At 72.2% G+C, this 22,879-nt stretch carries 20 protein-coding genes; 13 read left to right on the top strand and 7 right to left on the bottom strand.

Annotated features, from left to right (window positions below):
• Positions 1-410 precede the first annotated feature (410 nt).
• From IE274_RS37595 to IE274_RS37585, 3 genes are all read left to right on the top strand, one after another.
• Entirely contained in the window at positions 411-929 is a 519-nt protein-coding gene (locus tag IE274_RS37595; protein WP_229910081.1) for a PH domain-containing protein, read from the top strand.
• Positions 926-2,494: a PH domain-containing protein gene (locus IE274_RS37590; RefSeq protein WP_190120432.1), complete on the top strand. Its 1,569-nt coding sequence runs from the start codon at positions 926-928 to the stop codon at positions 2,492-2,494. The genes IE274_RS37595 and IE274_RS37590 overlap by 4 nt, the downstream gene beginning before the upstream one ends.
• Positions 2,495-2,568: 74 nt before the next feature.
• The gene (locus IE274_RS37585) at positions 2,569-4,761 is read left to right on the top strand and encodes an MMPL family transporter (RefSeq protein ID WP_229910080.1); all 2,193 of its coding nucleotides are present in this window, start codon (positions 2,569-2,571) and stop codon (positions 4,759-4,761) included.
• A gap of 126 nt (positions 4,762-4,887) precedes the next feature.
• Here IE274_RS37585 and IE274_RS37580 read toward each other — a convergent pair whose 3' ends face one another.
• Together IE274_RS37580 and IE274_RS37575 are read right to left on the bottom strand one after the other, a co-directional pair.
• On the bottom strand, positions 4,888-5,154 hold the full coding sequence (locus IE274_RS37580; RefSeq protein ID WP_190120431.1) for a DUF5988 family protein: 267 nt from the start codon (positions 5,152-5,154) through the stop codon (positions 4,888-4,890).
• Positions 5,155-5,276: 122 nt separating this feature from the next.
• Positions 5,277-6,011, bottom strand: a complete 735-nt coding sequence (locus IE274_RS37575) for a hypothetical protein (protein ID WP_190120430.1) — start codon at positions 6,009-6,011, stop codon at positions 5,277-5,279.
• Positions 6,012-6,098: 87 nt separating this feature from the next.
• Here IE274_RS37575 and IE274_RS37570 point away from each other — a divergent pair, with 87 nt between their 5' ends.
• The 5 genes from IE274_RS37570 (at position 6,099) to IE274_RS37550 (ending at position 10,095) form a co-directional block, all read left to right on the top strand.
• Positions 6,099-7,820: a flavin monoamine oxidase family protein gene (locus IE274_RS37570; protein WP_307822201.1), complete on the top strand. Its 1,722-nt coding sequence runs from the start codon at positions 6,099-6,101 to the stop codon at positions 7,818-7,820.
• Positions 7,821-7,914: 94 nt separating this feature from the next.
• Complete coding sequence (locus tag IE274_RS37565) at positions 7,915-8,349, top strand: cold-shock protein (RefSeq protein WP_190120428.1); 435 nt, start codon at positions 7,915-7,917, stop codon at positions 8,347-8,349.
• Between the two features lie 209 nt (positions 8,350-8,558).
• Entirely contained in the window at positions 8,559-8,915 is a 357-nt protein-coding gene (locus IE274_RS37560; protein WP_190120427.1) for a GNAT family N-acetyltransferase, read from the top strand.
• Positions 8,912-9,595 carry an aspartate/glutamate racemase family protein gene (locus IE274_RS37555; protein ID WP_190120442.1) on the top strand — a complete coding sequence of 228 codons (684 nt, stop codon included), beginning with the start codon at positions 8,912-8,914 and terminating at the stop codon, positions 9,593-9,595. Before IE274_RS37560 ends, IE274_RS37555 begins: the two co-directional genes overlap by 4 nt.
• Positions 9,596-9,654: 59 nt before the next feature.
• Positions 9,655-10,095: a nitroreductase family deazaflavin-dependent oxidoreductase gene (locus IE274_RS37550; protein WP_190120426.1), complete on the top strand. Its 441-nt coding sequence runs from the start codon at positions 9,655-9,657 to the stop codon at positions 10,093-10,095.
• Between the two features lie 421 nt (positions 10,096-10,516).
• Here the strand turns inward: IE274_RS37550 and gnd are convergent, their stop codons facing one another.
• Positions 10,517-11,956 (bottom strand): NADP-dependent phosphogluconate dehydrogenase, encoded by a 1,440-nt coding sequence (gene gnd, locus IE274_RS37545; RefSeq protein ID WP_190120425.1) that lies wholly within the window; start codon positions 11,954-11,956, stop codon positions 10,517-10,519.
• A 109-nt stretch (positions 11,957-12,065) separates the two neighbouring features.
• Between gnd and IE274_RS37540 the strand changes: the two genes are divergently transcribed.
• Both IE274_RS37540 and IE274_RS37535 read left to right on the top strand, forming a co-directional pair.
• Positions 12,066-13,037: an acetylxylan esterase gene (locus tag IE274_RS37540; RefSeq protein WP_190120424.1), complete on the top strand. Its 972-nt coding sequence runs from the start codon at positions 12,066-12,068 to the stop codon at positions 13,035-13,037.
• Positions 13,038-13,168: 131 nt separating this feature from the next.
• Complete coding sequence (locus IE274_RS37535) at positions 13,169-14,524, top strand: transglycosylase family protein (protein WP_190120423.1); 1,356 nt, start codon at positions 13,169-13,171, stop codon at positions 14,522-14,524.
• Positions 14,525-14,589: 65 nt separating this feature from the next.
• Here IE274_RS37535 and IE274_RS37530 read toward each other — a convergent pair whose 3' ends face one another.
• Positions 14,590-15,801 carry a DMT family transporter gene (locus IE274_RS37530; protein ID WP_190120422.1) on the bottom strand — a complete coding sequence of 404 codons (1,212 nt, stop codon included), beginning with the start codon at positions 15,799-15,801 and terminating at the stop codon, positions 14,590-14,592.
• Positions 15,802-16,069: 268 nt separating this feature from the next.
• Here IE274_RS37530 and IE274_RS37525 point away from each other — a divergent pair, with 268 nt between their 5' ends.
• The 3 genes from IE274_RS37525 to glgC are packed head-to-tail and all read left to right on the top strand — an operon-like array spanning position 16,070 to position 19,267.
• Positions 16,070-16,798 (top strand): (2Fe-2S)-binding protein, encoded by a 729-nt coding sequence (locus IE274_RS37525; protein WP_372447282.1) that lies wholly within the window; start codon positions 16,070-16,072, stop codon positions 16,796-16,798.
• A gap of 36 nt (positions 16,799-16,834) precedes the next feature.
• On the top strand, positions 16,835-18,007 hold the full coding sequence (gene glgA, locus IE274_RS37520) for a glycogen synthase (protein ID WP_190120421.1): 1,173 nt from the start codon (positions 16,835-16,837) through the stop codon (positions 18,005-18,007).
• 15 nt (positions 18,008-18,022) lie between these two features.
• Positions 18,023-19,267 carry a glucose-1-phosphate adenylyltransferase gene (gene glgC / locus IE274_RS37515; protein WP_190120420.1) on the top strand — a complete coding sequence of 415 codons (1,245 nt, stop codon included), beginning with the start codon at positions 18,023-18,025 and terminating at the stop codon, positions 19,265-19,267.
• A 27-nt stretch (positions 19,268-19,294) separates the two neighbouring features.
• Here the strand turns inward: glgC and IE274_RS37510 are convergent, their stop codons facing one another.
• The 3 genes from IE274_RS37510 to IE274_RS37500 are packed head-to-tail and all read right to left on the bottom strand — an operon-like array spanning position 19,295 to position 22,834.
• Positions 19,295-20,320, bottom strand: a complete 1,026-nt coding sequence (locus IE274_RS37510; protein ID WP_190120419.1) for an ABC transporter permease — start codon at positions 20,318-20,320, stop codon at positions 19,295-19,297.
• Positions 20,317-21,282: an ABC transporter permease gene (locus IE274_RS37505; RefSeq protein WP_190120418.1), complete on the bottom strand. Its 966-nt coding sequence runs from the start codon at positions 21,280-21,282 to the stop codon at positions 20,317-20,319. The genes IE274_RS37510 and IE274_RS37505 overlap by 4 nt, the downstream gene beginning before the upstream one ends.
• On the bottom strand, positions 21,275-22,834 hold the full coding sequence (locus IE274_RS37500; RefSeq protein WP_190120440.1) for a sugar ABC transporter ATP-binding protein: 1,560 nt from the start codon (positions 22,832-22,834) through the stop codon (positions 21,275-21,277). Before IE274_RS37500 ends, IE274_RS37505 begins: the two co-directional genes overlap by 8 nt.
• Between the last annotated feature and the right edge of the window lie 45 nt (positions 22,835-22,879).

Below are 22,879 nucleotides of genomic sequence, written 5' to 3'. Positions count from 1 at the left end.
CCAACACCACCACCACAACCACCTGCAACCCCAACCCCGCCCACGGACCAAACCGCGGATGTTCTTCCCGGGGAAAGGCGCTCCAGAAGGCAACGAAGACGTTGAGTGCGATGAGAGTGGCGACGAGGATGGTGTCCTGAAAGGCGCTGCGGCCCAACCATCGAATCGGCCCTGTCACGCGGTCACCCTACTGTCGCCCCCGCGCCCCCGAAGCGGACCTGGTCCATACGAAACAGCGGAGCGTACGAAAGTGGGTAGCGCGCTCCCGAAGTTGCAACCTTGGTCGCTTCCACTCCACACGAACCGCTCTGCCTCGTTCCCCGCCCGGCTTGTTTGGCTGGTGGGACAGCGACAGTCAAGGGGGCGGAGGAGCAGTGCCACAGCAGACGCGGCAGTCATCGTGGGACGGGGTGGAGGCGTCACAAACGGACGTCGATGCTCCGTTCTCGCTCGGTGCGCCGCGGCCCGCCCGCCGCCTGGACCGGCGTGCCGTCCACTGGTGGCTGACGCAGAACCTCCTGGTCGTGGTGCCGGTGCTGGCCGCCCTCGCGGCCGTGGCGCTGATCCCCGACGCCCCGTCCTGGCTGTGGCCCGTGTTCGCGGTGCTGTGCCCCCTCGGCGTGGGCTACGCGCTGCTCACCCCCTGGTACCGCTACCGCGTGCACCGCTGGGAGGCGGGCGGCGACGCGGTGTGCGCCACGTCGGGCTGGCTCACCCGGGAATGGCGGGTCGTGCCGTTCACCCGCATCCAGACCCTGGACACCAAGCGCGGCCCGCTGATGCAGCTCTTCGGGCTGTCCGCGGTGACCGTGACGACCGCGTCGGCGGCGGGCCCGGTCACCATCGTCGGCCTCGACCAGCGGCTCGCCGCCGCGATGGTCCAGGACCTCACCGAGCGCGTCCGCGCCCTGCGTGAGGACGGCACGTGACCGTGCGTACACCGGTACTGGACGTACCGAATCCGCAGCGGCCGACCACGGACCAGCCGTGGCAGCGCCTGCACCCCCGCATGATCGTGGTCAGCGTCAGCTGGCTCGTGGGCCCGGCCGTGCCCCTGCTCGGCACCATCCTCGTGGCCCGGGACCTGCTCAACTCCCACGGTCTGATCGTGCTCGGCTCCTACGTCGTGGTGGCGGGCGTGCAGGCGGGACACGAGTGGGTGCGCTACCGCACCACCCGCTTCCGCATCACCGACAGCCAGGTCGAGCTGCACTCCGGCCTCTTCTTCCGTACCGACAAGTCGATCCCCCGCGACCGCGTCCGCAGCGCCGATCTGACCGCGAACCCCGTGCACCGGCTGTTCGGGCTCGAGGCCGTGAAGGTCGGCACCGGGCAGCACACCGCCCGCAGCGAGGACGAGGAGCTCGTGCTCGACGGGATCTCGCGCGCGCAGGCCGTCCAGTTCCGGGCGCTGCTCCTGAGCCGCGGCGAGGGCAGCGACACCGGCGGCGAGGCCCCCGCGCTGCCGGTGCCGCTCGCCCGGATGCGCTGGTCGTGGGCCCGGTACGCGCCGCTGACCGTCACCACCTTCGCCGGGGTCCTGGCCGTGGTCACCGGCATCTCCAAGCTGTTGGACACCCTCGGGCTCGACCTCACCAGCAGCGGCACCGCGCGGGGCGTCTGGGACTGGCTGTCCGCCGTGCCGCTCGCCGTGGCCGTCGCCGTCGTGACGCTGGTCCTCGGCGCCATCGGCGTCGCGGGCTCCCTCGTCGCGTTCGCCGAGGCCTGGTACGGACACCGCCTCGAACGCGAGCCGGAAGGCTCCCTGCACATCAGCCGCGGCCTGCTCACGTCCCGGTCGGTGTCCGTGGCCGAGCGCCGGATCTGCGGCGTGGAACTGAGCCGCCCCCTGCCCCTGCGACTGCTCGCCGCCGGTCGCCTGAACCTCCTGGCCACCGGCCTCGGTGGCAGCAGCGCCCAGTTCTCCCACCCCGGGCAGCTCATTCCAGCCGCCCCCCTGAACGCCGCGCACCAGATCACGGCCGCCGTCCTCAACGAGGCGTCGTCGCCGATCACTGAGGCGGTGCTGCACGGTCACCCCCGGCCCGCGCTGCGCCGCCGTCTGGTGCGCGGTTGCCTGTGGGCCCCGGCCGGGGCCATCGCCCTGGCCGGGGCCGGCACGGCCGCCGGAGTACTGCCCTGGTGGGCCGCCCTCGTGGCCGCGCCCCTCACCGCCGTCTGCGGGGCGGCGCTTGCGCGCGACGCCTACCGCGGCCTCGGCCACGCGCTGTGCGGCGACTACCTCGTCGTACGCCAGGGCACGTTCGTCCGGCGGACCGTGGCGCTGCGGCGCGACCGCGTCGTCGGCTGGACCGGCAGACAGACGTACACGCAGCGCCGCGCCGGAATCTTCACGCTGACCGCCACCACCGCTGCCGGGAAGGGCGCCGTCCGCATACGCGACATCGGCGTCGCCGAAGGCCTGCGCTTCGCGGAGGCGGCGCTGCCCGGCCTCGTCGCCCCCTTCTGCGGCACGTCGGCCGACCGCGACTAGCCCCCCCACAAGCCGCACCACCCGCCCCTGGAAGACCAAGTACTCCGGTGTGATCCGGAGTGGAGGAAGGAACCGTGTTCAAAGCACTAGGACGTTTCGTCGTCGGCCACCGCTGGCTGGTGATCATCGGCTGGCTCATCGCCGGGGCGGCCGTGATCGGCTACGCCCCGTCGCTGACCACCACCACCGATCAGGCCGAGTTCCTTCCCAAGCACTACGAGTCGATCCAGGCGCAGAAGATCCAGGAGAAGGCGTTCCCCAAGGGCTTCAGCCCCTCGGCGATCGTGGTGTTCACGCGCGAGGACGGCAAGGCCCTGGACAAGGCCGACTCGGCCGAGGTCACCAAGATCGGCAAGGCCCTTCAGGCCAAGAAGTACGAGAAGGTCGAGCAGGTCGTCACCGCGCCGCCGTCACCGCACAAGAAGGTGCAGACGGTGATGGTGTCGATGGCCGACGTGAAGGCGGGCGACAAGAGCCAGCAGCACGCGGTCGAGGACATGCGGGACGACCTCAAGCCGCTGGTCGCCGACTCGGGACTGAAGGTGGGCGTCACGGGTGACGCCGCCACTCAGCTCGACAACGAGGAAGCCTCCAAGAAGGCCGACGGGCTGATCTTCATCGGCACCATCGTCCTCATCGTCGTCCTGATGACGATCATCTTCCGCAGTCCCACGATCACCGTCCTCACCATCGTCGGCATCACGCTCGTCTCCCAGATCGCCAACGGCCTGATCGCGATCTCCGCCAAGGAGTTCCACCTCAAGGCCGACAGTTCGGTGTCGTCCCTGCTGATCGTGGTGCTCTTCGGCGTCGGCACCGACTACATCCTGTTCCTGATGTTCCGCTACCGGGAGCGGCTGCGGCTGGGTGAGGACCCGAAGACCGCGATGATCTCCGCCGTCGCCCGGGTCGGCGAGGCCATCGCCTCGGCCGCCGGAGCCGTCATCGTCTGCTTCCTGGCGCTGCTGCTCTCCTCGCTCAGCTTCCTCGTCTCCATGGGCCCGGCCCTGGCCATCGCCATCGGCGTGACCCTGCTCGCCAGTCTCACCCTGATCCCGGCGATCATCTCGCTGATGGGCACCAAGGTGTTCTGGCCGTCCAAGTCGTGGCAGCGGGAGCCGCGCGCGGCCCGCTTCGAGGCCGTGGGCAAGTCGGTGGCCCGCCGCCCCGGCCTGTTCGTCATCGGCTCCGGGCTGCTCATGATCGTGCTCGCCCTCGGCTCGTTCGGCTACAAGCCGACGTTCGCGAGCCAGGAGGACGAGAACTCCAAGAAGGAGTCCCAGGTCGCGCTGCACGCCATGAGCAAGGACCTGCCGGCGGGCAGCACCAACCCGAGCACCGTCCTGATGCGCTCCACCAACGGCCAGAAGCTCAGCGACGCCGACATGAAGGCCTTCGTCACCGACCTCAAGCAGGTCAAGGGCGTGGGCAGCGCCTCGCGCACCCAGCTCAGCAAGGACGGCACGACTGCCGAGTTCAACGCCGTCCTGACGATGGACCCCAACGGCCGCGAGGCGATGGATGTCGTACGAGGACCGCTGCGCACCGCGGCCCACGAGGAGGCCCCGCCGGGCACCGAGACGAAGGTCGGCGGCGTCACGTCGGTGTTCGTCGACATCAACAAGGCCGTCAACCGGGACTTCTCCGTGGTCTTCCCGACGGCGGCCGCACTCATCATGCTCATCCTCGGCCTGCTGCTGCGCAGCATCGTCGCGCCGATCTATCTGATGGTGTCGGTCGCGCTCGGCTTCGGCGCCACGCTCGGCGCGAGCGTGCTCCTCTTCCAGCAGGTCCAGAACCAGTCGGGCCTGACCTTCTTCCTGCCCGTCATCATGTATTTGTTCGTCGTAGCCATCGGCACCGACTACAACATCCTGATGGTGGCGCGCCTGCGGGAAGAGGCCAAGGAAGGGCTCGGCCCGCGTGAGGCCACCGCCAAGAGCATCCAGCACGCGGGCCCGACGGTGGCCGCGGCCGGTGTGATCCTCGCGGGTTCGTTCGCGTCGATGATGCTCGCCAGCGATGTCTCGCTCGCCCAGATCGGGTTCGCGGTCGCCTTCGGCATCGTCATCGGTGCCTTCGTGATGGCGATGTTCTTCACGCCCGCGCTCACCGCCCTGCTCGGCCGGGCCGCCTGGTGGCCGCGCCGCATCCGGCAGGAGCCGCCGAGCCGGGGCACGCAGCCGGGCGCCGGACACCAGCAGCCGGTGCCCGCGCAGAGCGGCAGCCCGTACGCTTCCTATCCGCCGCAGGGCCGCGGCCACTGACCGGACCCCACGAGGAAGGGCTCCCCACCGCGCATGCGGTGGGGAGCCCTTCCTCGTGGGGGTTCTCGAAGTGCGTGACCCTGGCGGCGAGTTGTCCCTGGACTTTCCCCGGATTCCCGCGGACCGCTACTCGGCGATTTTCGTACGGCCGACCCAGCGCAGCTTCGGCGGCCCCGACACATCGTCGAGCGAAGCCGCCTCCAGCCGGACCGGAGCGTCAATGAACTCGTAGTGCTCATAGCCGTTCCCGTGCCGAATCTTGATCTTCTCGGCGGAGCAGATCACTTCGTTCAACTCGGCGAGGACGACATTCCCCGAAAGCGTGCTCGGACCGCCTTCGAGGTGGACGGAGTTCAACGTGATGGCGGAGATGGTGTTGTCGATTCCTCGCATGGGTCACCTCTCGTCTTGGCACCTCTGACCTGTGAGATTGTTCTGCGACCCCGCGCTGTTCGGATAGCCCCGCAGTACCCCTCAATAACCCCTATCGCGCTGGCGTCTCACTCCGTGGAAGTTCACGACCGCACAGCGACCGGCACCGGCTCGGGGTGCCCCTGCGGCTGCTGCCCGTCCGGCGCGCACACGGCCGGGGCGGACGCGAGCGCGCTGAACTTCTCGCCGAGCGGCTGGATGACGTTCCGCTCCACCTCGTAGTAGCTGGTGAGCGCCGACAGCGGCACCCGGCGCAGGTGCCAGCGGCCCGTCAGGTTGCAGCCGATCTCCGGGTCGGGCGTGAAGTGCCCGGTCAGCCAGCCCTGGTCCTCGCCGTCGAGGGTGTGTTCAAGGCGGAAGTGGTTGAACAGGCTCTGCGCGGTGGTGCGTACGGTCTCCCGCGGGTCCTGCGGCCGGGGTTCCGCGACGCCGAACCAACACTCCGGCTCCCCGGCGTCCTTGACGTAGGCGTCGTTGAAGCCGAGCCAGGGCCACACGAACGCGATGTGGCGGGCGTCGGCGGTGCGCACGTCGTCGGCCCCGCGGCCGTCCGGGATCCGGTCGGCGTCGATGTAGAACCGGCCGAGCCAGCTCGGCAGCCACAGGTAGTAGGGGTACGAACTGTCGTCGGACAGCAGATAGCTGTTGGCATTCGAGAACAGTTCGTTCCCGGCTATGGGGCGCAGCCGCACACCGTACTCGGGCAGACTGAAACGCACGCTGAGAACCTCGAAGAACGACCGTACGTCCTGGAAGTAGGCGGCCAACGAGTCGTAGGCGCCAGCGGTTTCGGCGACGACATCTTTGCGGAAGATCATGCGGTTTCTCCAGCGTTATCAGGCGTGCTCAGGTGTGCGGTCCCGGCCGAAAGGGAGGCCGGAACTGGAATGTGCTAAGACGGGTACGTGAGCGCGACTGTAGATCAACACGAGAGTGCGGTAAACCATGCAGTGGCAAACACGACCACGCCGTCGACGGCGCGAACTCGCCAGCCATTACCGGCCGTTCCGCCACTCGACACGGCGATAGTCGGAGCCGGAATCGGCGGCTGTCTCCTCGCCGCCCGACTGGCCCGGCACCGGGAACGCGCCGGTGAATTCCACCCCGGCCAAGTGGCGCTCTTCGAGCGCGCCCACCGGGTGGGCGGACGCCTGTGGTCGGTCCCCATGGGCGACGGCCTGCACGCCGACCTCGGCGCGATGCGCCTGCACAGCGGACTGCGGCAGGTCCTCGACCTCGTCCACGAGGCGGGCCTCGCCGACGACCTCGTGCCCTTCGACTTCGGCCGCCCCGAGAACCCCACCCACGTACGCGGCGTGACGCTCCGTCAGCGTCACCTGGCCGACCCCGCGCGGATCCCGTACCACCTGACGGGCGGCCAACGCGGCCTGAGCCCCGACGACCTGGTCCCGCACGCGGCCGACGCGCTCGTCCCAGGCTTCACCGCACTGCGCCGGACCCACCACGAGGCCCTGGAGAAAGGCGACACGGAGCGCGCCGCCCGGTGCGCCACCGCGTTCCGGACCCGCCGCGCCCGCGCGACCGTCGGGGGGCGGCCCCTGCGCTGGACCACGTACGCCGACGCCCTGCGGGCCGTGCTCGGCGCGGAGGCCGTCGCGCTCCTCCACGACACCGGCGGCTACGACGTGGCCTGCAGCCGCGAGAACGCCGCCGAACAACTCGGCATCCTGTTCCGCACCCCGCCCCACGCCGCGTATCTGACGCTGCGCCGTGGCATGCAGAGCCTGCCCCTCGCCCTGCGCGACCGCTTCACGGCGGCGGGCGGCACGCTGCGCCTCGGGCACCGGCTCCTGCGCGTCGACCGCGCCGCGACCGACGCCGCCGCACCCCGAAGCCCCCGCTACCGGCTGACGTTCGCCCTGGAGGACCCCGCGGGCCGCCCCACCGGCGAGCACCTCCACGTCCACGCGCGCACCGTCGTCCTCGCCCTGCCCCAAGGCCCGCTGCTCCGGCTCGACGGGGACGGGCTGCCGTTCACACCCCGGCTGCGCGCCGACCTGGCGGCGGTCGAGGCCGTGCCCGCGCAGAAGCTCTTCCTGCGGTACCGGACGGCGTGGTGGCACGGCCTCGGCATGACCCGGGGACGCGCCACGACGGACCTGCCCCTGCGGCAGCTCTGGTACGGCGGCACCTGCCCGCCGCCCGCCGCTCCCCGTGCCGACGGCCCCGGGTTGCTGCTCGCCGCCTACCCGAGCGGTCCCGCCACGAAGACGTGGGACGCGCTGCGCGAACCCGGCGGCGCTCCCACCGACCCCGGCCCCGCTCCCCTCGACCCGGACGTTCCCGCCGACCCGGGCCCCGCCATGATCGAGCGGGCCCACCGCCTCCTGGAGCGCATGCACGGCCTGCCCCACCTCGAAGCCCCCCTGGCCGGGCACTGGCAGGACTGGAACCGGCCGCCGCACGACGGGGCCTGGCACGTATGGCGGCCCGGGCACGACCCCGACGAGGTCGAGCGCCGCGTCCGCCGGCCCCTGCCCGGCGAGGCGGTGCACATCGTCAGTGACTGCTGGACGCCCGACCCCGGCTCGATCGAGGGGACCGTCGCCAGCGCGGAAGCGGTGCTGCGGGAGCACCTGGGGCACGGGCGGCCGTCGCCTGCGTAGGCCGACAAGGTAGGTTCGGGATACAGATTCATTCGGTTGTGGGGGCTCACACAGGGTGATGCCCACCGTGTGGCGTGTGGTGAGGTGTGCTGGCATGGCTGTGCTGACAGCGGGGAAGGTCCTGCGGTTCGACGAGGTCCGCGGATACGGGTTCATCGCTCCCGAGGTGGGCGACGAGGACGTGTTCATGCACGCGAACGACCTGGTGGACGAGAAGTACCTGTACCAGGAGGGAAGTCAGGTCGAGTTCTTCCTGGAGATGGGGGAGAAGGGGCCCAAGGCGTCGAACATCCGCCTGGTCCACCAATCCAGCTCGCACCAGGTGCCCCGGGGCGGCCTCGCGGCCAGGCCCGCGGTGGCGGCTGCCGCTGTCGACGGCGAGCGGAGCGTCTCCCCGGCCGACGACTTCAGCCAGGAACTCACCGAGGCCCTGCTCGACTCGGTGGGCTCGCTCACGGGCGACCAGATCAAGCAGGTCCGCGCCTGCGTCGTCGACATCGCAGAGGCACGGGGCTGGGTCGCGCCGTAGGACGGACGCGGGCACCGTGGGTCGAAACACGGTTCCCGTCCGCAGGGCGGGCGGACACGGTTCCCGTGGGACGGACACGGCCCCCGTGGGGCGGACACGGCCCCCGTGGGGCGGACACGGCCCCCGTGGGGCGGACAGGCCCCCGTGGGGCGGACAGGCCCCCGTGGGGCGGACAGGCCCCCGTGGGGCGGACATGGTGAGGAGCGGCGATGAGTGACACCGGCGGAGCCATCCGCATCCACGACGACCGGGCCGACGGAGCCCTGCGGGCCCGCGAGGACGGCCAAGTCGTCGGCGAGATCGCCTACTTCACGCTGCCCGAGCCCGAGCCGGCCCTCGTGCCCGTGCACACGGAAGTGCCGTCCGCCCACGCGGGCCGGGGCATCGCGGGCGCCCTCGCCCGGGAGCTGTACGCGATCGCCGCCCGCGAGGGCCGCGCCGTCGTACCGCTGTGCCCGTACGTCGCCAAGTGGGCCGAGCGCCATCCCGGCGAGGCGCCGGTCCCGCCCGTCGCACTCGTCGAGGCGGCCCTGGCCAAGGCCAAGGAGGACCCGTCGGCGTGGTGACCCTGGCGCTCCTGCACACCTCGACCGCGCACATCCCGGTCTTCGACGCGCTGCGCGACGCCGACCACCCGGGCCTCGCGCTGCGCCACCTCGTCCACGAGGACCTGCTCGCGCGGGCCCGCGCCGAGGGGCCGGACGCGGTCGCCGACGACGTCCGGGCCGCGCTCGTCGAGGCCGCCGAGGGCGCCGACGCCGTGCTGTGCACCTGCTCGACCATCGGCGGCGTCGCCGAGTCCCACGCAGTCGCCGCGGGCGTGCCCGTGCTGCGCGTCGACCGCCCGATGGCGGCCGCCGCGGTGCGCGCGGGCCCGGTCGTCGCCGTCGTCGCCACGGTCGCCTCGACCCTGGAGCCGACGGCCGCCCTCGTCCGGGAGGAGGCCGCTCGCGCGGGTCGGCCCGTCGACATCCGTACCGTCCTGGTGGACGGCGCCTGGGAGCGGTTCGCGGCGGGGGACCGGGAGGGGCATCTGCGGCTCGTCGCCGGTGTCGTCGAGCGCGTCGCGGGGACGGTCGGCGCGGTCGTCCTCGCGCAGGCGTCCATGGCCGACGCGGCCGACCGCGCGCCCGCGGGAACGCCCGTGCTCAGCAGCCCCCGCACGGGCCTGAGCGCCGCCGCCCGCCTGTCCGGGCACCCCATGGAGGCACCGGCGACGGCACCGCCCGCCGACCCGGCGCCGTGATCGGCGGATCACCCCCGAGCAGGAGGCGTCCGCCAGGAACCCCCGCCTAGGGTTCGACCATGACCTCACCTGAAGAAGCCGTGATCAGTCCGACGGGCTGGGTGGCCCAACAGGCCCGCCTGTACGAGGAGTCGGGCGGAACGAAGGGCGCCGTCGTGCAGGGCGCTCCCTGTCTGCTCCTCGACTACCGGGGTCGTCGCACCGGGCAGTGGCGGCGCACCGTCCTCATCTACGGCCGCGACGGCGACGACTATCTGATCGTGGCGTCCAACGGCGGCGCCGACGAGCACCCGCTGTGGTACCTGAACCTGCGGGCCGAGCCCGACGTCCGTCTGCGCGTGGGCACCGAGCGGTTCGACGCCCGTGCGGAGACCCTCTCGGCCGAGGACAAGGAACGCGTCTGGCCGCACCTCGTCGACGTCTTCGCCCTGTACGCCGACTACCGGCGCAAGACCGAGCGGGACATCCCCGTCGTACGGCTCAGCCGCGTGCGGGACTGACCCGAGGCCGTCGTACGGCGATCGGGTGAGCCGGGTCCGCGGGGATCCGCGTGGCCCGGATCACCGGGGGCGGGGACGCGTGGACTCACCGGGCGTGGGCACGCGAGGCGGGAGAGAGTGGAAGCGCCCGCAGCCCGGCCCGCCAGGCCGACTCCGGCCCCGGGCGCGACCCGCCTCCGATCCGCTGGAGGAACCATGACCCACCCGTTCCCCGACCCCGTACCGCCCGGACCCACCCCCGGCCCCTACCCGGAGCCGACGCCGGGACCGGGCCCCGCACCCGACCCGGGCGAGCCCCCGCGCCCCGTCCCTGACCCCGTGCCGCTGCCGGAGCCGTCGCCGTCCCCGGTGCCCAGGCCCCCGGGCCCCGGCCCGGACCCCGTACCGCCGGAGCCCGAGCCGTCACCCGTGTGACCGAGCGCTACGCGGACACCTCGGAGCGGTCCCCGCCCCACAGCGTGTGGAACGACCCCTCCCGGTCCGTGCGCCGGTAGGTGTGCGCGCCGAAGTAGTCCCGCTGGCCCTGCGTGAGCGCGGCGGGCAGCCGGTCGGCGCGCAGCGCGTCGTAGTAGGCGAGGGCCGCTGCGAAGCCCGGCGCGGGCACGCCCTGCCGCGTGGCGGCGACGAGGACGGCCCGCCAGTCGTCCTGGGCCTCGCCGATCTCCCGGGCGAAGCTCTCGTCGGCGAGCAGGCTCGGCAGTTCGGCGCGCGCGTCGTAGGCGGCGCGGATGCGGTCGAGGAACGCGGCCCGGATGATGCAGCCGCCGCGCCAGATCGAGGCGACCCGGCCCAGGTCGATGTCCCAGTCGTACGCGTCGCTGCCCGCCGCGATCTCGTGGAAGCCCTGCGTGTACGACACGATCTTGGACGCGTACAGCGCCTGCTCGACCTGGTCGGCGAACGCGGCCGCCTCGGCCTTCCCGAGGGGCTCCGCCTTCGGGCCCGCGAGACCCCGCGAGGCGTCCCGCAGGTCCTGGTGGCCGGAGAGCGAACGGGCGAACACGGCCTCCGCGATGCCCGACACCGGCACGCCCAGGTCGAGGGCGATCTGCACGGTCCAGCGGCCGGTGCCCTTCTGCTCCGCCTGGTCCTGGACGACGTCCACGAACGGCTCGCCGGTCGCGGCGTCGACATGGGCGAGGACCTCGGCCGTGATGTCGATCAGATACGAGTCGAGGCGGCCGGTGTTCCAGGTGCGGAAGATGTCCGCGATCTCGGCAGGGGAGTATCCGGCGACGTCGCGCAGCAGCTGGTACGCCTCGGCGATCAGCTGCATGTCCGCGTACTCGATGCCGTTGTGCACCATCTTCACGAAGTGACCCGCGCCGTCCGGGCCGATGTGCGCCGTGCAGGGGCTGCCGTCCGCGGCCTTCGCGGAGATCTTCTCCAGCATCGGGCCGAGTGCTTCATAGGACTCCTTGGAACCGCCCGGCATGATGCTCGGGCCGTTCAGGGCGCCCTCCTCGCCGCCGGACACACCCGTGCCGACGAAGTGGATGCCCTGCTCGCGCAGTTCACGCTCGCGCCGCCGGGTGTCCGCGAAGTGCGCGTTGCCGCCGTCCACGATCATGTCGCCCGGCTCCAGGAGCGGCGCGAACTCCCTGATGACCGCGTCCGTCGGCTCGCCGGCCTTGACCATGACGACAAGGCGGCGCGGGCGCTCCAGGGCCGCGACGAAATCCTCGGCGGACTCGGTGCCGACGAACTCGCCCTCGTGGCCGAACTCCTCCACAAGGGCACGGGTCCTGGCGGCCGTGCGGTTGTGCACCGCGACCGTGTAGCCGTTGCGGGCGAAATTGCGGGCGAGGTTGCGCCCCATCACCGCGAGTCCCGTGACACCGATCTGCGCTGCAGCACTCATGCTCTGGCTCCTGAGTTCCTGGGTAATCCGTGGTATCGCATCCGGGCGCCAGTATCACCCGGCGGCGTAGCGTGACTTCCCGACACCGTGTCCGAAGGAGGAGCCGCCCGTGCCTCATTTCGACCTGCCTTTGCAGGAACTCCGCCGATACCGCCCGGAATTGCCCGAGCCGGACGACTTCGACGCGTTCTGGGAGAAGACCCTTTCGGCCGCGCGCGCACACGAGCTGAACGCCCGGTTCGAGCGCGTCGCGACGCCGCTCGCGACGGTCGACGTGTTCGACGTGACGTACGCGGGCTTCGGGGGCCAGCCGGTCAAGGGCTGGCTCCTGGTCCCGGCGGGAGCGGACGGGCCGCTGCCCACGGTCGTCGAGTACATCGGGTACGGGGGCGGGCGGGGGCTGCCGCACCAGCGGCTGCTGTGGTCGGCGGCCGGGTACGCGCACTTCGTGATGGACACCCGGGGACAGGCCGGCGACGGCTCGGTGGGGGAGACCCCGGACCCGGTGGGCAGCGGCCCCGCGCACCCCGGCTACCTGACCCGCGGCATCGACGACCCGCACGACTACTACTACCGGCGCGTGTTCACCGACGCCGTGCGCGCCGTCGAGGCCGCCCGCTCCCATCCGCTGGTGGACGCCGGACGCGTCGCCGCGATCGGCGGCAGCCAGGGCGGCGGCATCTCGATCGCCGTCGGCGCGCTGGTCGGCGACCTCGCGGCGATCGCCCCGGACGTGCCGTTCCTGTGCGATTTCCCCCGCGCCGTGACGCTGTCGGGGCGGCTGCCGTACCAGGAGATCGCCCAGTATCTGCGGACCCGGATCGGCCGGGACGAGCGGGTGTTCCGGACCCTTTCGTACTTCGACGGCGTGCACTTCGCGGCCCGTGGTCGTGCGCCGGCGCTTTTCTCCGCCGCCCTGGAGGACGAGACCTGCCCGCCATCCACTGTTTTCGCCGCTTTCAACTCCTATGCGGGAGTTGAGCGTTCGATCGAGGTGTACTCCTTCAACGACCACGAGGGCGGCGGAATCCATCAGGAGGACGTGCAACTCAGGTGGCTTCCGGGGCAATGGGGAAAGTGACTCGGAACCACCCGCTTCAACGCCCCCTCGGCGCCATACTCTTGTCACGCCCACGGCCGACCGGCTAACTTGCGGCCTGTCCTGTGGCTGACGTGTGTCCCGTAGTCCGACGTGTGTCTGAGGGGGCTTCCATGGCCTTACGAGGCCGGCATCGCCGGTACCAGCCGAGCCGGATCAACCGTGCCTCGCTCACGGTCACGGCGGGCGGGGCCGGCATCGCCCTGCCGCTGATGTCCGCGGGCACGGGCCACGCCGCGGACGTGGACACCTGGAACAAGGTCGCGGCCTGCGAGTCCACCAACAACTGGAGCATCAACACCGGCAACGGCTTCTACGGCGGCCTCCAGTTCACCCAGTCCACCTGGGAGGCCTACGGGGGCACGGCCTACGCCTCGCGCGCCGACCTGGCCGACAAGAGCCAGCAGATCGCCGTCGCCGAGAAGGTCCTCGACGGGCAGGGCCCCGGCGCCTGGCCGGTGTGCTCCCAGCGCGCGGGCCTCACCCGCGGCGGCGACAGCCCCGGCCTCCGGCCCGCCTCGGCCCCGCAGCAGCAGAAGGCGACCGGCGCGGCGAAGACCGACGGCGCCCCCAGGACCCCCGAGCGCACGGTCCGCGACGTCAAGCCCGAGGTGACGCCGCAGTCCACCGCGGGCACCGCCCGGATGTACACGGTCGTCCGCGGCGACACCCTCTCCGGCATCGCCGAGGAGCGCCGGGTCCGGGGCGGCTGGCCGCAGCTGTACGAGACCAACCGCCGTGCCATCGGCGCCGACCCGGACCTCATCACGCCCGGCCAGCGGCTCTCGCTGCGCGGCGCGGAGCGGGGCAAGGAACCCGCGCGCCCGCCGGAGCGCCGCACCCCGCCCGAGCGCCAGCAGCGCCCGGAGAAGCGGCCCGTGCAGCACGAGGAGAAGAAGCCGGAGAAGAAGCCCGAGCGGAAGCAGGAGACGAAGCCCGAGCGGAAGCAGGAGCGCAGGCCCGAGCGGGCGCGCCCGCCGGTCAAGGAGCACAAGCCCGCGCCCGAGCGGAAGCGCGACACCGCGCCCGCGGGACGGCAGAAGCCCGAGGCCGCCACGTCCTCGTCCGGCGCGATCGCACCCGTCGCCGGTTCCATCGGCACGCCGTACCACGCCTCGGGCAGCTCCTGGTCGAAGGGCTACCACACGGGCGTCGACTTCCCCGTGCCCACCGGCACGTCCGTGAAGGCCGTCGCCTCGGGCACGGTCGTCTCGTCCGGCTGGGGCGGCAGTTACGGCTACCAGGTCGTCATCCGGCACACCGACGGCAAGTACTCGCAGTACGCCCATCTGTCGGCGCTCACGGTGAAGGCCGGGCAGAAGGTCGGCCCCGGCCAGCGCATCGGCCGCTCCGGCGCGACCGGCAACGTCACGGGGCCGCACCTGCACTTCGAGATCAGGACCGGTCCCGGCTTCGGCGCGGACGTGGATCCGCTGGCGTATCTGCGGGCGCGCGGGGTGCGGATCTGACGAACGACAGCGGCTGAGGCCCCGGCCCCGGACCACGCGGAGTCCTGGGGCCCCGCCGCGCAGCCTCAGGACACGCTGTGCTGCTCCCGCGCGGGCCGCGGCAGCGACGTCCGCGGGAACGTCGTCGTCATCGACGCGGGTTGGAGCGGCATCGCGGTCAGGGGCTCGGGCACCAGGTGCTGTTCCGGAGCGGGCTGTTCGCCGGTCAGCGGGCGGCGGCCCGGCTCGGTCAGGGGGCGTTCGTCGTGGCCGGGTCTGCGCTGCTCGGTGACCTGGGTGTCGTCGGCCGTGCGGGCGGCGGCGGGCGACGGCGACGAGGTGTTGTCGGTGCTGTCCGCGCTGTCCGCGCCGTTCGTGCTGTCCAGGGGGCGGTCGAGGAGTTGCGTGCCCGTGCCGGTGCCCAGGGGGCGCTCGCTCGCCGCGGCGGGGGTCTCGCTCTGGTGCGGGGCGCCGATACGTTCCGTCGTCAGCAGGATCAGGCCGCCCGCCGCGACCACACCGCAGGCCAGGGCGACAGCCGTGCCCGCCGTGCCGTAGCGGAAGGATTCTCCGAACAGGGTGAGGCCGACCCCGGCCGCGATCACCGGGTTCACGACGGTCACCGCCGACAGCGGCGCCGCGAGGCCCGCACCCCGGTAGGAGGCCTGCGAGAGCAGCAGTCCGCTCACCGCGAGGACCGCGATGACCGCGAGGCTCGGCACCTGTCGCGTCAGCGGCTCGTGCGCGTCCCAGTCCACCGCGACCGTCTTGGTGAACACCGAGGAGATGCCGAACGCGATGCCCGCCGCCGTGGCGAGCAGCATGCCGCGCACCGCCGGGTGCCGGTGGACGGCGTGCGCGAGGAGCATCAGCGTCACGACCGCGCCGGCGGTGCCGAGCGCAAGGCCGATCCGCTCGGTGTCGGCGAGCGACTGCGAGGCGGTGGCCTGCGTCAGCGAGAGCAGGCCCACGAGGCCCACGGTCGCCATGATGGCGCCGCGCCACGCCGTGGACCCGGCCTTGCGGCGCACGAACAGCGCCGCCATCGGCAGCGCGAACACGATCGTCAGGGCGCCGAGCGGCTGCACCAGGCTCAGCGGACCGTAGGCGAGCGCCACCACGTGCAGCAGGCCGCCGAGGCCGTTGAGGACGACGGCGATCCACCAGGCGCCGTTGCGCAGCGGAGCGTACTGCTGCGCCGCGGACTTCGCCGCCACCTGCTCCTGGATGATCGCGCCGCCCGCATAGGCCACGGCGGAGATCAGGGAGAGCACGATGGACAGCGCGAGGGCGCTCATGACGTGCTCCGCGGCGCGCGGCACGACCGGGCGTCACGGTCGGCGGGGTCCCTGTGCATCCGGTGTGCCCGGTGCGGCGAGCGGTCGGCTTCCATGTTCACCACAATGTCGCGCGCAGCGCGCCAAGTCGTCGTCCCTGAGCAGTCAATGTGTCCTACTACCGATGGAGTACGACCCCCTCCATGTCCTCCCCAGGTCTGGTTACCGGGGGGAATCGGTGGCCTGCTGTACTGCTCGGGTGACTACTCAGGAGTATCGGGAGCGCGGGATCGACTGGGCCGTCGTCGGTTCCGTCGGGGGTTTCTTCTCTCTCAGGATGGCGGAGCGCCCCGGCGGGCGCCATGTGGCGCTGGCCCGTTGCTACGAGGGTGACGGGACGGTCACGGAGGGCGACCCGCTGACCTTCCGGGTCACCAAGGTCGCCGCCCGCCTCGCCGCCCCCGAGGACCGCGTCGCCGCCTCCGTGGCGCAGCTCGGCCTCGCCGCCCGGCTGTGGTCCCTCGCGCTCGGCCCGGCCGCGCTGTACGGGCGCGTGCCCGACCTGGACCCGGCGCGGCTGCTGTGGGACGCCGACGGCAGCTCGCCGGACGACCTGTGGCTCACCGGGGGCCGCACGTTTCCGGCCGGCGCCGCCCGCATCGTCGAGGTCGTCCACGACGGGCACCTCGCACCGCTCGCCCGCGCCCTGCGCGCCCGCTTCCGGATCTCCCCGGCCCTGCTGCGCGGCAACGCCGGTTCGGCCCTCGCCGGAGCGGCCCGCGAACTGCACGCCTGGGCCGCCCGCGCGGGCCGACCGGAGGTGGGGGAGCGGGCCCTGACCCTCGCCGCCGAACTCTTCGCCCACCCCTCCCTGTCGGCAACCGGAACCCTCGACGGGACCGCTTTCCGGCGCCGGAGCTGCTGCCTCTACTACCGTTGTCCGAACGGCGGCCTGTGCGGCGACTGCTGCTTCGACCGGCCCCCGCAGCGGTCTTCCCACGACGCGGCGTCTGGGTGACGATGAGGGAGCCGGCCGACGAGGGGGGCTCCGCTCGTGAAAGTGGGACTGCTCACCCGGGAGTACCCGCCGGACGTCTACGGCGGCGCGGGTGTCCATGTCGAGTTCCTGGCGCGGGAGTTACGGAACCTCACCGACCTGGACGTGCACTGCTGGGGCGAGGGCTCGGGCGACGGCGTCGTACGCCACCGCGCCTGGGGGGACCTCGACACCGCCAACGACGCGCTGCGCACCCTCTCCGTGGACTTGTCGATGGCGGCCGCGCTCGCGGGCCGCGACCTCGTCCACTCCCACACCTGGTACGCCAACCTCGCCGGGCACGTCGGCAAGCTCCTGCACGGCATCCCGCACGTCGTGACCACGCACTCCCTGGAGCCCCAGCGCCCCTGGAAGGCCGAGCAGCTCGGCGGCGGCTACGCCCTCTCCAGCTGGGCCGAGCGCACCGCCATCGAGGGCGCCGACGCCGTCATCGCGGTCTCCCGGGGCATGCGCGAGGACATCCTCGGCTGCTACCCGGCCGTCGATCCGGCGAAGGTCCACGTCGTCCACAACGGCATCGACACCGACGTGTACCGGCCCGACCCGGGCACCAGCGCCCTGCACCGGCACGGCATCGACTCCGCCCGCCCCTATGTGCTGTTCGTCGGCCGCATCACCCGTCAGAAGGGCGTGCCCCACCTGCTGCGGGCTGCCCGGCACCTGGACGCCGGCGTCCAGGTCGTGCTGTGCGCGGGCGCCCCCGACACCCCGGAGATCGACCGGGAGTTCCGGGTCCTCTTCGAGGAGCTCGGCCGCACCCGCGACGGCGTCACCTGGATCCCGCGCATGCTGCCGCGGCCCGAGATCGTCCAACTCCTCACCCACGCGGCGGTGTTCGTGTGCCCGTCGGTGTACGAGCCGCTCGGCATCGTGAACCTGGAGGCGATGGCGTGCGGCACCGCCGTCGTGGCCTCGCGCGTCGGCGGCATCCCGGAGGTCGTCTCGGACGGTACGACGGGACTCCTCGCGCCCTACGACGCGCGCGAGCCGGAACGTTTCGAGCACGACCTGGCCGTGCTTCTGAACCACCTCGCCGCCGACCCGCGCCGGGCCGGAGCGATGGGCGCGGCCGGACGCCACCGCGCGGAGCGCGAGTTCGGCTGGGGCACGGTGGCGCGGCGCACGCTCGATGTGTACGAGGGAGTCACGGGGTTACTCAAGTCGGAATAGCGGCAGGGGGCGGCCATGCGCGGTGGACCTTCGGTGCTGGGGATCGTGCTCGCGGGCGGTGAGGGCAAGCGGTTGATGCCGCTCACGGCCGACCGGGCGAAACCGGCGGTGACCTTCGGCGGGACGTACCGCCTCGTCGACTTCGTGCTCTCCAACCTCGTCAACGGCGACATCCTGCGCATCTGCGTCCTGACCCAGTACAAGTCGCACTCCCTGGACCGGCACGTCTCCACCACCTGGCGGATGTCGAGCCTGCTCGGCAACTACGTCACCCCCGTCCCGGCCCAGCAGCGCCTGGGCCCCCGCTGGTACCTGGGCAGCGCCGACGCCATCCTGCAGTCCCTGAACCTGGTCCACGACGAACAGCCCGACTACATCGCGGTGTTCGGCGCCGACCACGTCTACCGCATGGACCCGCGCCACATGCTGAACCGGCACATCGAGTCCGGCGCGGGCGTCACGGTCGCCGGGATCCGGGTGCTGCGCGCGGACGCCTCGCAGTTCGGGATCATCACCCCCGCCGGGGACGGCACCCGCGTGGAGGGCTTCCTGGAGAAGCCGACCAGCCCGCCAGGGCTGCCGGGCTCGCCGCACCAGGTGCTCGCCTCCATGGGCAACTACATCTTCACGACCAAGGCCCTGGTCGACGCGTTGCAACGGGACGCCGAGAACCCGGACTCCGTGCACGACATGGGCGGCTCGATCCTGCCGTCCCTCACCGAGCGCGGCGTGGCGCAGGTCTACGACTTCGGCGACAACCACGTCCCCGGCGAGACCCCCCGCGACCACGGCTACTGGCGCGACGTCGGCACCCTGGACGCGTACTACGAAGCCCACATGGACCTGATCTCCGACCGCCCCGCCTTCAACCTCGACAACCGCCGCTGGCCCATCTACACCCACTCCGGCCAGCTCCCGCCCGCCAAGTTCTGCGCGGGCGGCATCGCGAGCGAGTCCGTCGTCAGCCCCGGCTGCGTCATCCGCGGCCAGGTCACCCGCTCCGTCCTGTCGCCCGGTGTGAGCATCGGCGAGGGCGCCGTGGTGCAGGGCTCGGTGCTGCACGACAACGTCCGCGTCGGCCGGGGCGCGGTGGTGCGCGGCGCCGTCCTCGACAAGAACGTCGACGTCCCGCCCGGCGCCACCATCGGCGTGAACCCGGAGCGGGACGAGGAGCTGTACACGGTGTCGGAGGGCGGGGTGATCGCCCTGGGCAAGGGGCAGCGGGTGCTGATCGAGGGCACGTCACCCACGTACCCCTAGGCGCGCGTGAGTCCGGACCCGCAGGCCCTAGAGCACCCGCCTCCTGCGTCCCAGCCACGTCTGCGCGATGACGACCACGGCCAGGAAGCCGCCGCTGACGACCTGCTGGTAGGCGGAGTCCAGGGAGCCGATCTGGTTGATGACGTTCTGGATGACCTTCAACAGGAGTACGCCGACGAGCGAGCCGCTGATGAAGCCGAAGCCGCCGGACAGCAGGGTGCCGCCGATGACGACCGCGGAGATCGCCTCCAGCTCCATGCCGGAGCCGAGGATCGTCACGCCCGACACCAGCCAGGCCGCGTTGAGCGCGCCCGCGAGGCCCGCGCACAGGCCGGACAGGGTGTAGACGGCCGTCTTCGTACGCGCCACGGGGGCGCCCATGAGTGCCGCCGCGTCCTCGTTGCCGCCGACCGCGTACACGTACTGCCCGAAGCGGCTGCGCCGCAGCACGACGGCGCCCGCCACGAACAGTCCCACCGTGATCCACACCGGCGCGCCGATGCCGAGCACCTTGCCCTGCCCGAGCGTCGCGAAGAACGAGTCCTTGTCGACGAGGTACGTCTTGGAGCCCTCGTCGGTGACGGCGAGCAGGATGCCGCGCGCGCCGAGCATCGCGGCCAGCGTCACGATGAACGGGGCGAGCCGGGAGCGGGCGATCAGCAGGCCGTTGACGAAGCCGATGAGGCCGCACACCGCGAGCGGCAGGAGCAGGGCCACGGCCGTGCCGTACTGCGAGCCCCACGCCGCGAGCACGCCGCCGAGCGCGAACAGCGAGCCCACCGACAGGTCGATGCCGCCCGTGATGATCACGAACGTCATGCCGAGCGCGACCACGGCGAGGAACGCCGAGGACACCGCCATGTTCTGGGTGTTGTCGACCGTCATGAACGTGTCGAAGCTCAGCCAGGCCGCGAGCACCGCGAGCACCAGCGTGACCAGGGCGCCGTGCTGCTGCGCGAACGCGCTCAGGCGCTCGGAACGCGACGCTCCCAGGGGCTCGCCCTCGGTGACCTTGTCCACGGGCCGCACCGGGCTGGGTGTGTCGATCGTCATCGCCTGCCCCTTTCGCGGGCCGCGTACACGGCCAGGATGATCACCACGGCCTGCGCGATCTGCGTCCACGACGGCGGCAGGTCGTGCTTGATGAGCGTGGCCGTGAGCAGCTGGATCAGGACGGCGCCCGCGACGGTGCCGCCGACCCGGACCCGGCCGCCGCTGAGCGGGGTGCCGCCGACGACGACCGCGGTGATCGCGGACAGCTCCATCAGGTTGCCGAGCGAGGTGGGGTCGCTCGCGGTCAGGCGCGCCGTCGCGAGGACGCCCGCGATCGCGGCGAGGGCGCCGGAGCACACGTACACGAGGATCAGCACGCGCCGTACGGGAAGACCGGCGAGCTTGGCCGCCGGGCGGCTGTCGCCGATGGCGAGGAGCTGACGGCCGAAGGTCGTGCGGCGCACGACGAACGCGACGAGCAGCGCGAGCGCCACGGCGATCAGGACGAGATAGGGGACGCCGAGGAGGTCGCCGGAGCCGAGCGACGCCATGGTCGGGTCGCGGACGTCCTTGAGCTGGGGGAGCAGGACCTGGGCGAGACCGCGGCCCGCGACCATCAGGGCGAGCGTGGCGACGATGGGCTGGACCCCGATGAAGGCGACGAGCGCCCCGTTCGTGACGCCGACGGCGACCCCGCCGAGCACGGCGATGAGCAGCGCGATCCACATGCCGTAGCCGAGGTACAGCGAGAGCAGGGACGTCGACAGGGCCATCACCGAGCCGACCGACAGGTCCACGCCCTCGCTGCCGATGGCGAGGGCCATGCCGAGCGCCACGACGAGGACCGGGGCGACCTGCACGGCTTGGGTGCGGAAGTTCTCGGCGGACAGGAAGTGCGGGGTGATGGCGATGTTCACCAGGAGGAGCACGGCGACGCCCAGGTGGACGCCGTAGTTCTGGAGGAGGTGCAGGAGGCGGTCGCGGTCCACGCGGGTGCGGCCGCCGAGGCTCAGGTCAGTCATCGTCACCTCCGCGGGTGCGGGGATCGGCGGTCGTGGCGGGCGCGGCGGCGATGGCGCGCAGCAGGCGGTCCTCCGTGACGGCGTCGCCGGTGAGTTCCTCGACGACCGCGCCGTCCTTGAGGACCACCACGCGGTCGCTGCCCTCGATCAGCTCCTCCACGTCCGAGGAGATGAGCAGCACGCCGAGCCCGTCGTCGGCCAACTCGTCGATGAGCTTCTGCACCTCGGCCTTGGCGCCGACGTCGATGCCGCGCGTCGGCTCGTCCAGGAGCAGCACCTTGGGGTTCATGGCGAGCCAGCGGGCGAGGAGGACCTTCTGCTGGTTGCCGCCGGAGAGTTCACCGACCCGCTGGTGCGGCCCGGACGCCTTGATGCGCAGGCGCTTCATGAAGGTGTCCACGACCCGGTCGATGCGGGCCTCGTCGACCAGGCCGAAGCGGGACAGGCCCGGCAGCGCGGCGAGCGCGATGTTCTCGCGCACCGACAGGCCCGGCACGATGCCCTCGGCCTTGCGGTCCTCGGGCAGCAGGCTCACCCCCGCCCGGATCGCGGCGGGCGTGGAGCCGGTGCGCACGGCCGCCCCGGCGACGACCACCCGGCCCGAGTCCGGCGGCAGCGCCCCCGCGATGGCCTTCGCGGTCTCGCTGCGCCCGGACCCGAGCAGCCCGCCGAGCCCGACGACCTCCCCGGGCCGGATCGCCAGGGACACCCCCCGCAGTTGGTGGTGGACCGTCAGCTCCTGTGCCTCCAGGATGGGTTGGGCCTCGGTGTCGTGGTTCCCGCTGAAATTCGTCAGGCCCTCGTCGCGTACGTCGCCGACCTCTCGGCCGAGCATCAGCGAGACGAGCCGCAGCCGGTCGAGCTCGGCGATCGGCCCGCTGTGCACCGACGTGCCGTCCCGCAGCACGGTCACGGTGTCGCACACCTCGTACAGCTCGTCCAGGCGATGGCTCACATAGATCACGGCGACGCCGCGTGCGCGCAGCATCCGGATCACGCCGAACAGCGTCGCCACCTCGCGCGGCTCCAGGGACGACGTCGGCTCGTCCATGATGACGACGCGCGCGTCGACCGCGACCGCGCGGGCGAGCGCCACCATCTGCTGTGCGCCGACGCCGAGTTCACGCAGCGGGCGGCGCACGTCGACGCGGACGCCGAGGTCGCGCAGGGCCTGTTCGGCCTCGCGGTGCATCCGGCGGAAGTCGATCAGGCCGAGGCGGCCGCGCGGCTCACGGCCGAGGAAGAGATTGCGGGCCACGCTCATCAGCGGGACCAGATTGACCTCTTGGTAGATGGTGGAGATGCCCGCGTGCTGGGCGGCCAGGGGCGTGGTGAACTCCACCTCGCTGCCGTCGTACGTGATGACGCCCGTGCCCGGCGTCGCGGCCGGGTCGGGCCGGTACACGCCGGTGAGGACCTTGATGAGCGTGGACTTGCCCGCGCCGTTCTCGCCGATCAGCGCGTGCACCTCACCGGCGTGGGCCGTGAAGTCGACGCCGTCCAGGGCGTGTACGCCCGGGAACGTCTTGCTGAGGCCCCGCACCGACAGCACGGCGGCCCCCATCACCGGCCGTGTGTCGTGCCCCGTGGTCGACGG

It is taken from the genome of Streptomyces flavofungini, from assembly GCF_014650815.1.
GTDB lineage: Bacteria > Actinomycetota > Actinomycetes > Streptomycetales > Streptomycetaceae > Streptomyces > Streptomyces flavofungini.
This window is presented reverse-complemented; position numbering and strand designations above follow the sequence as displayed.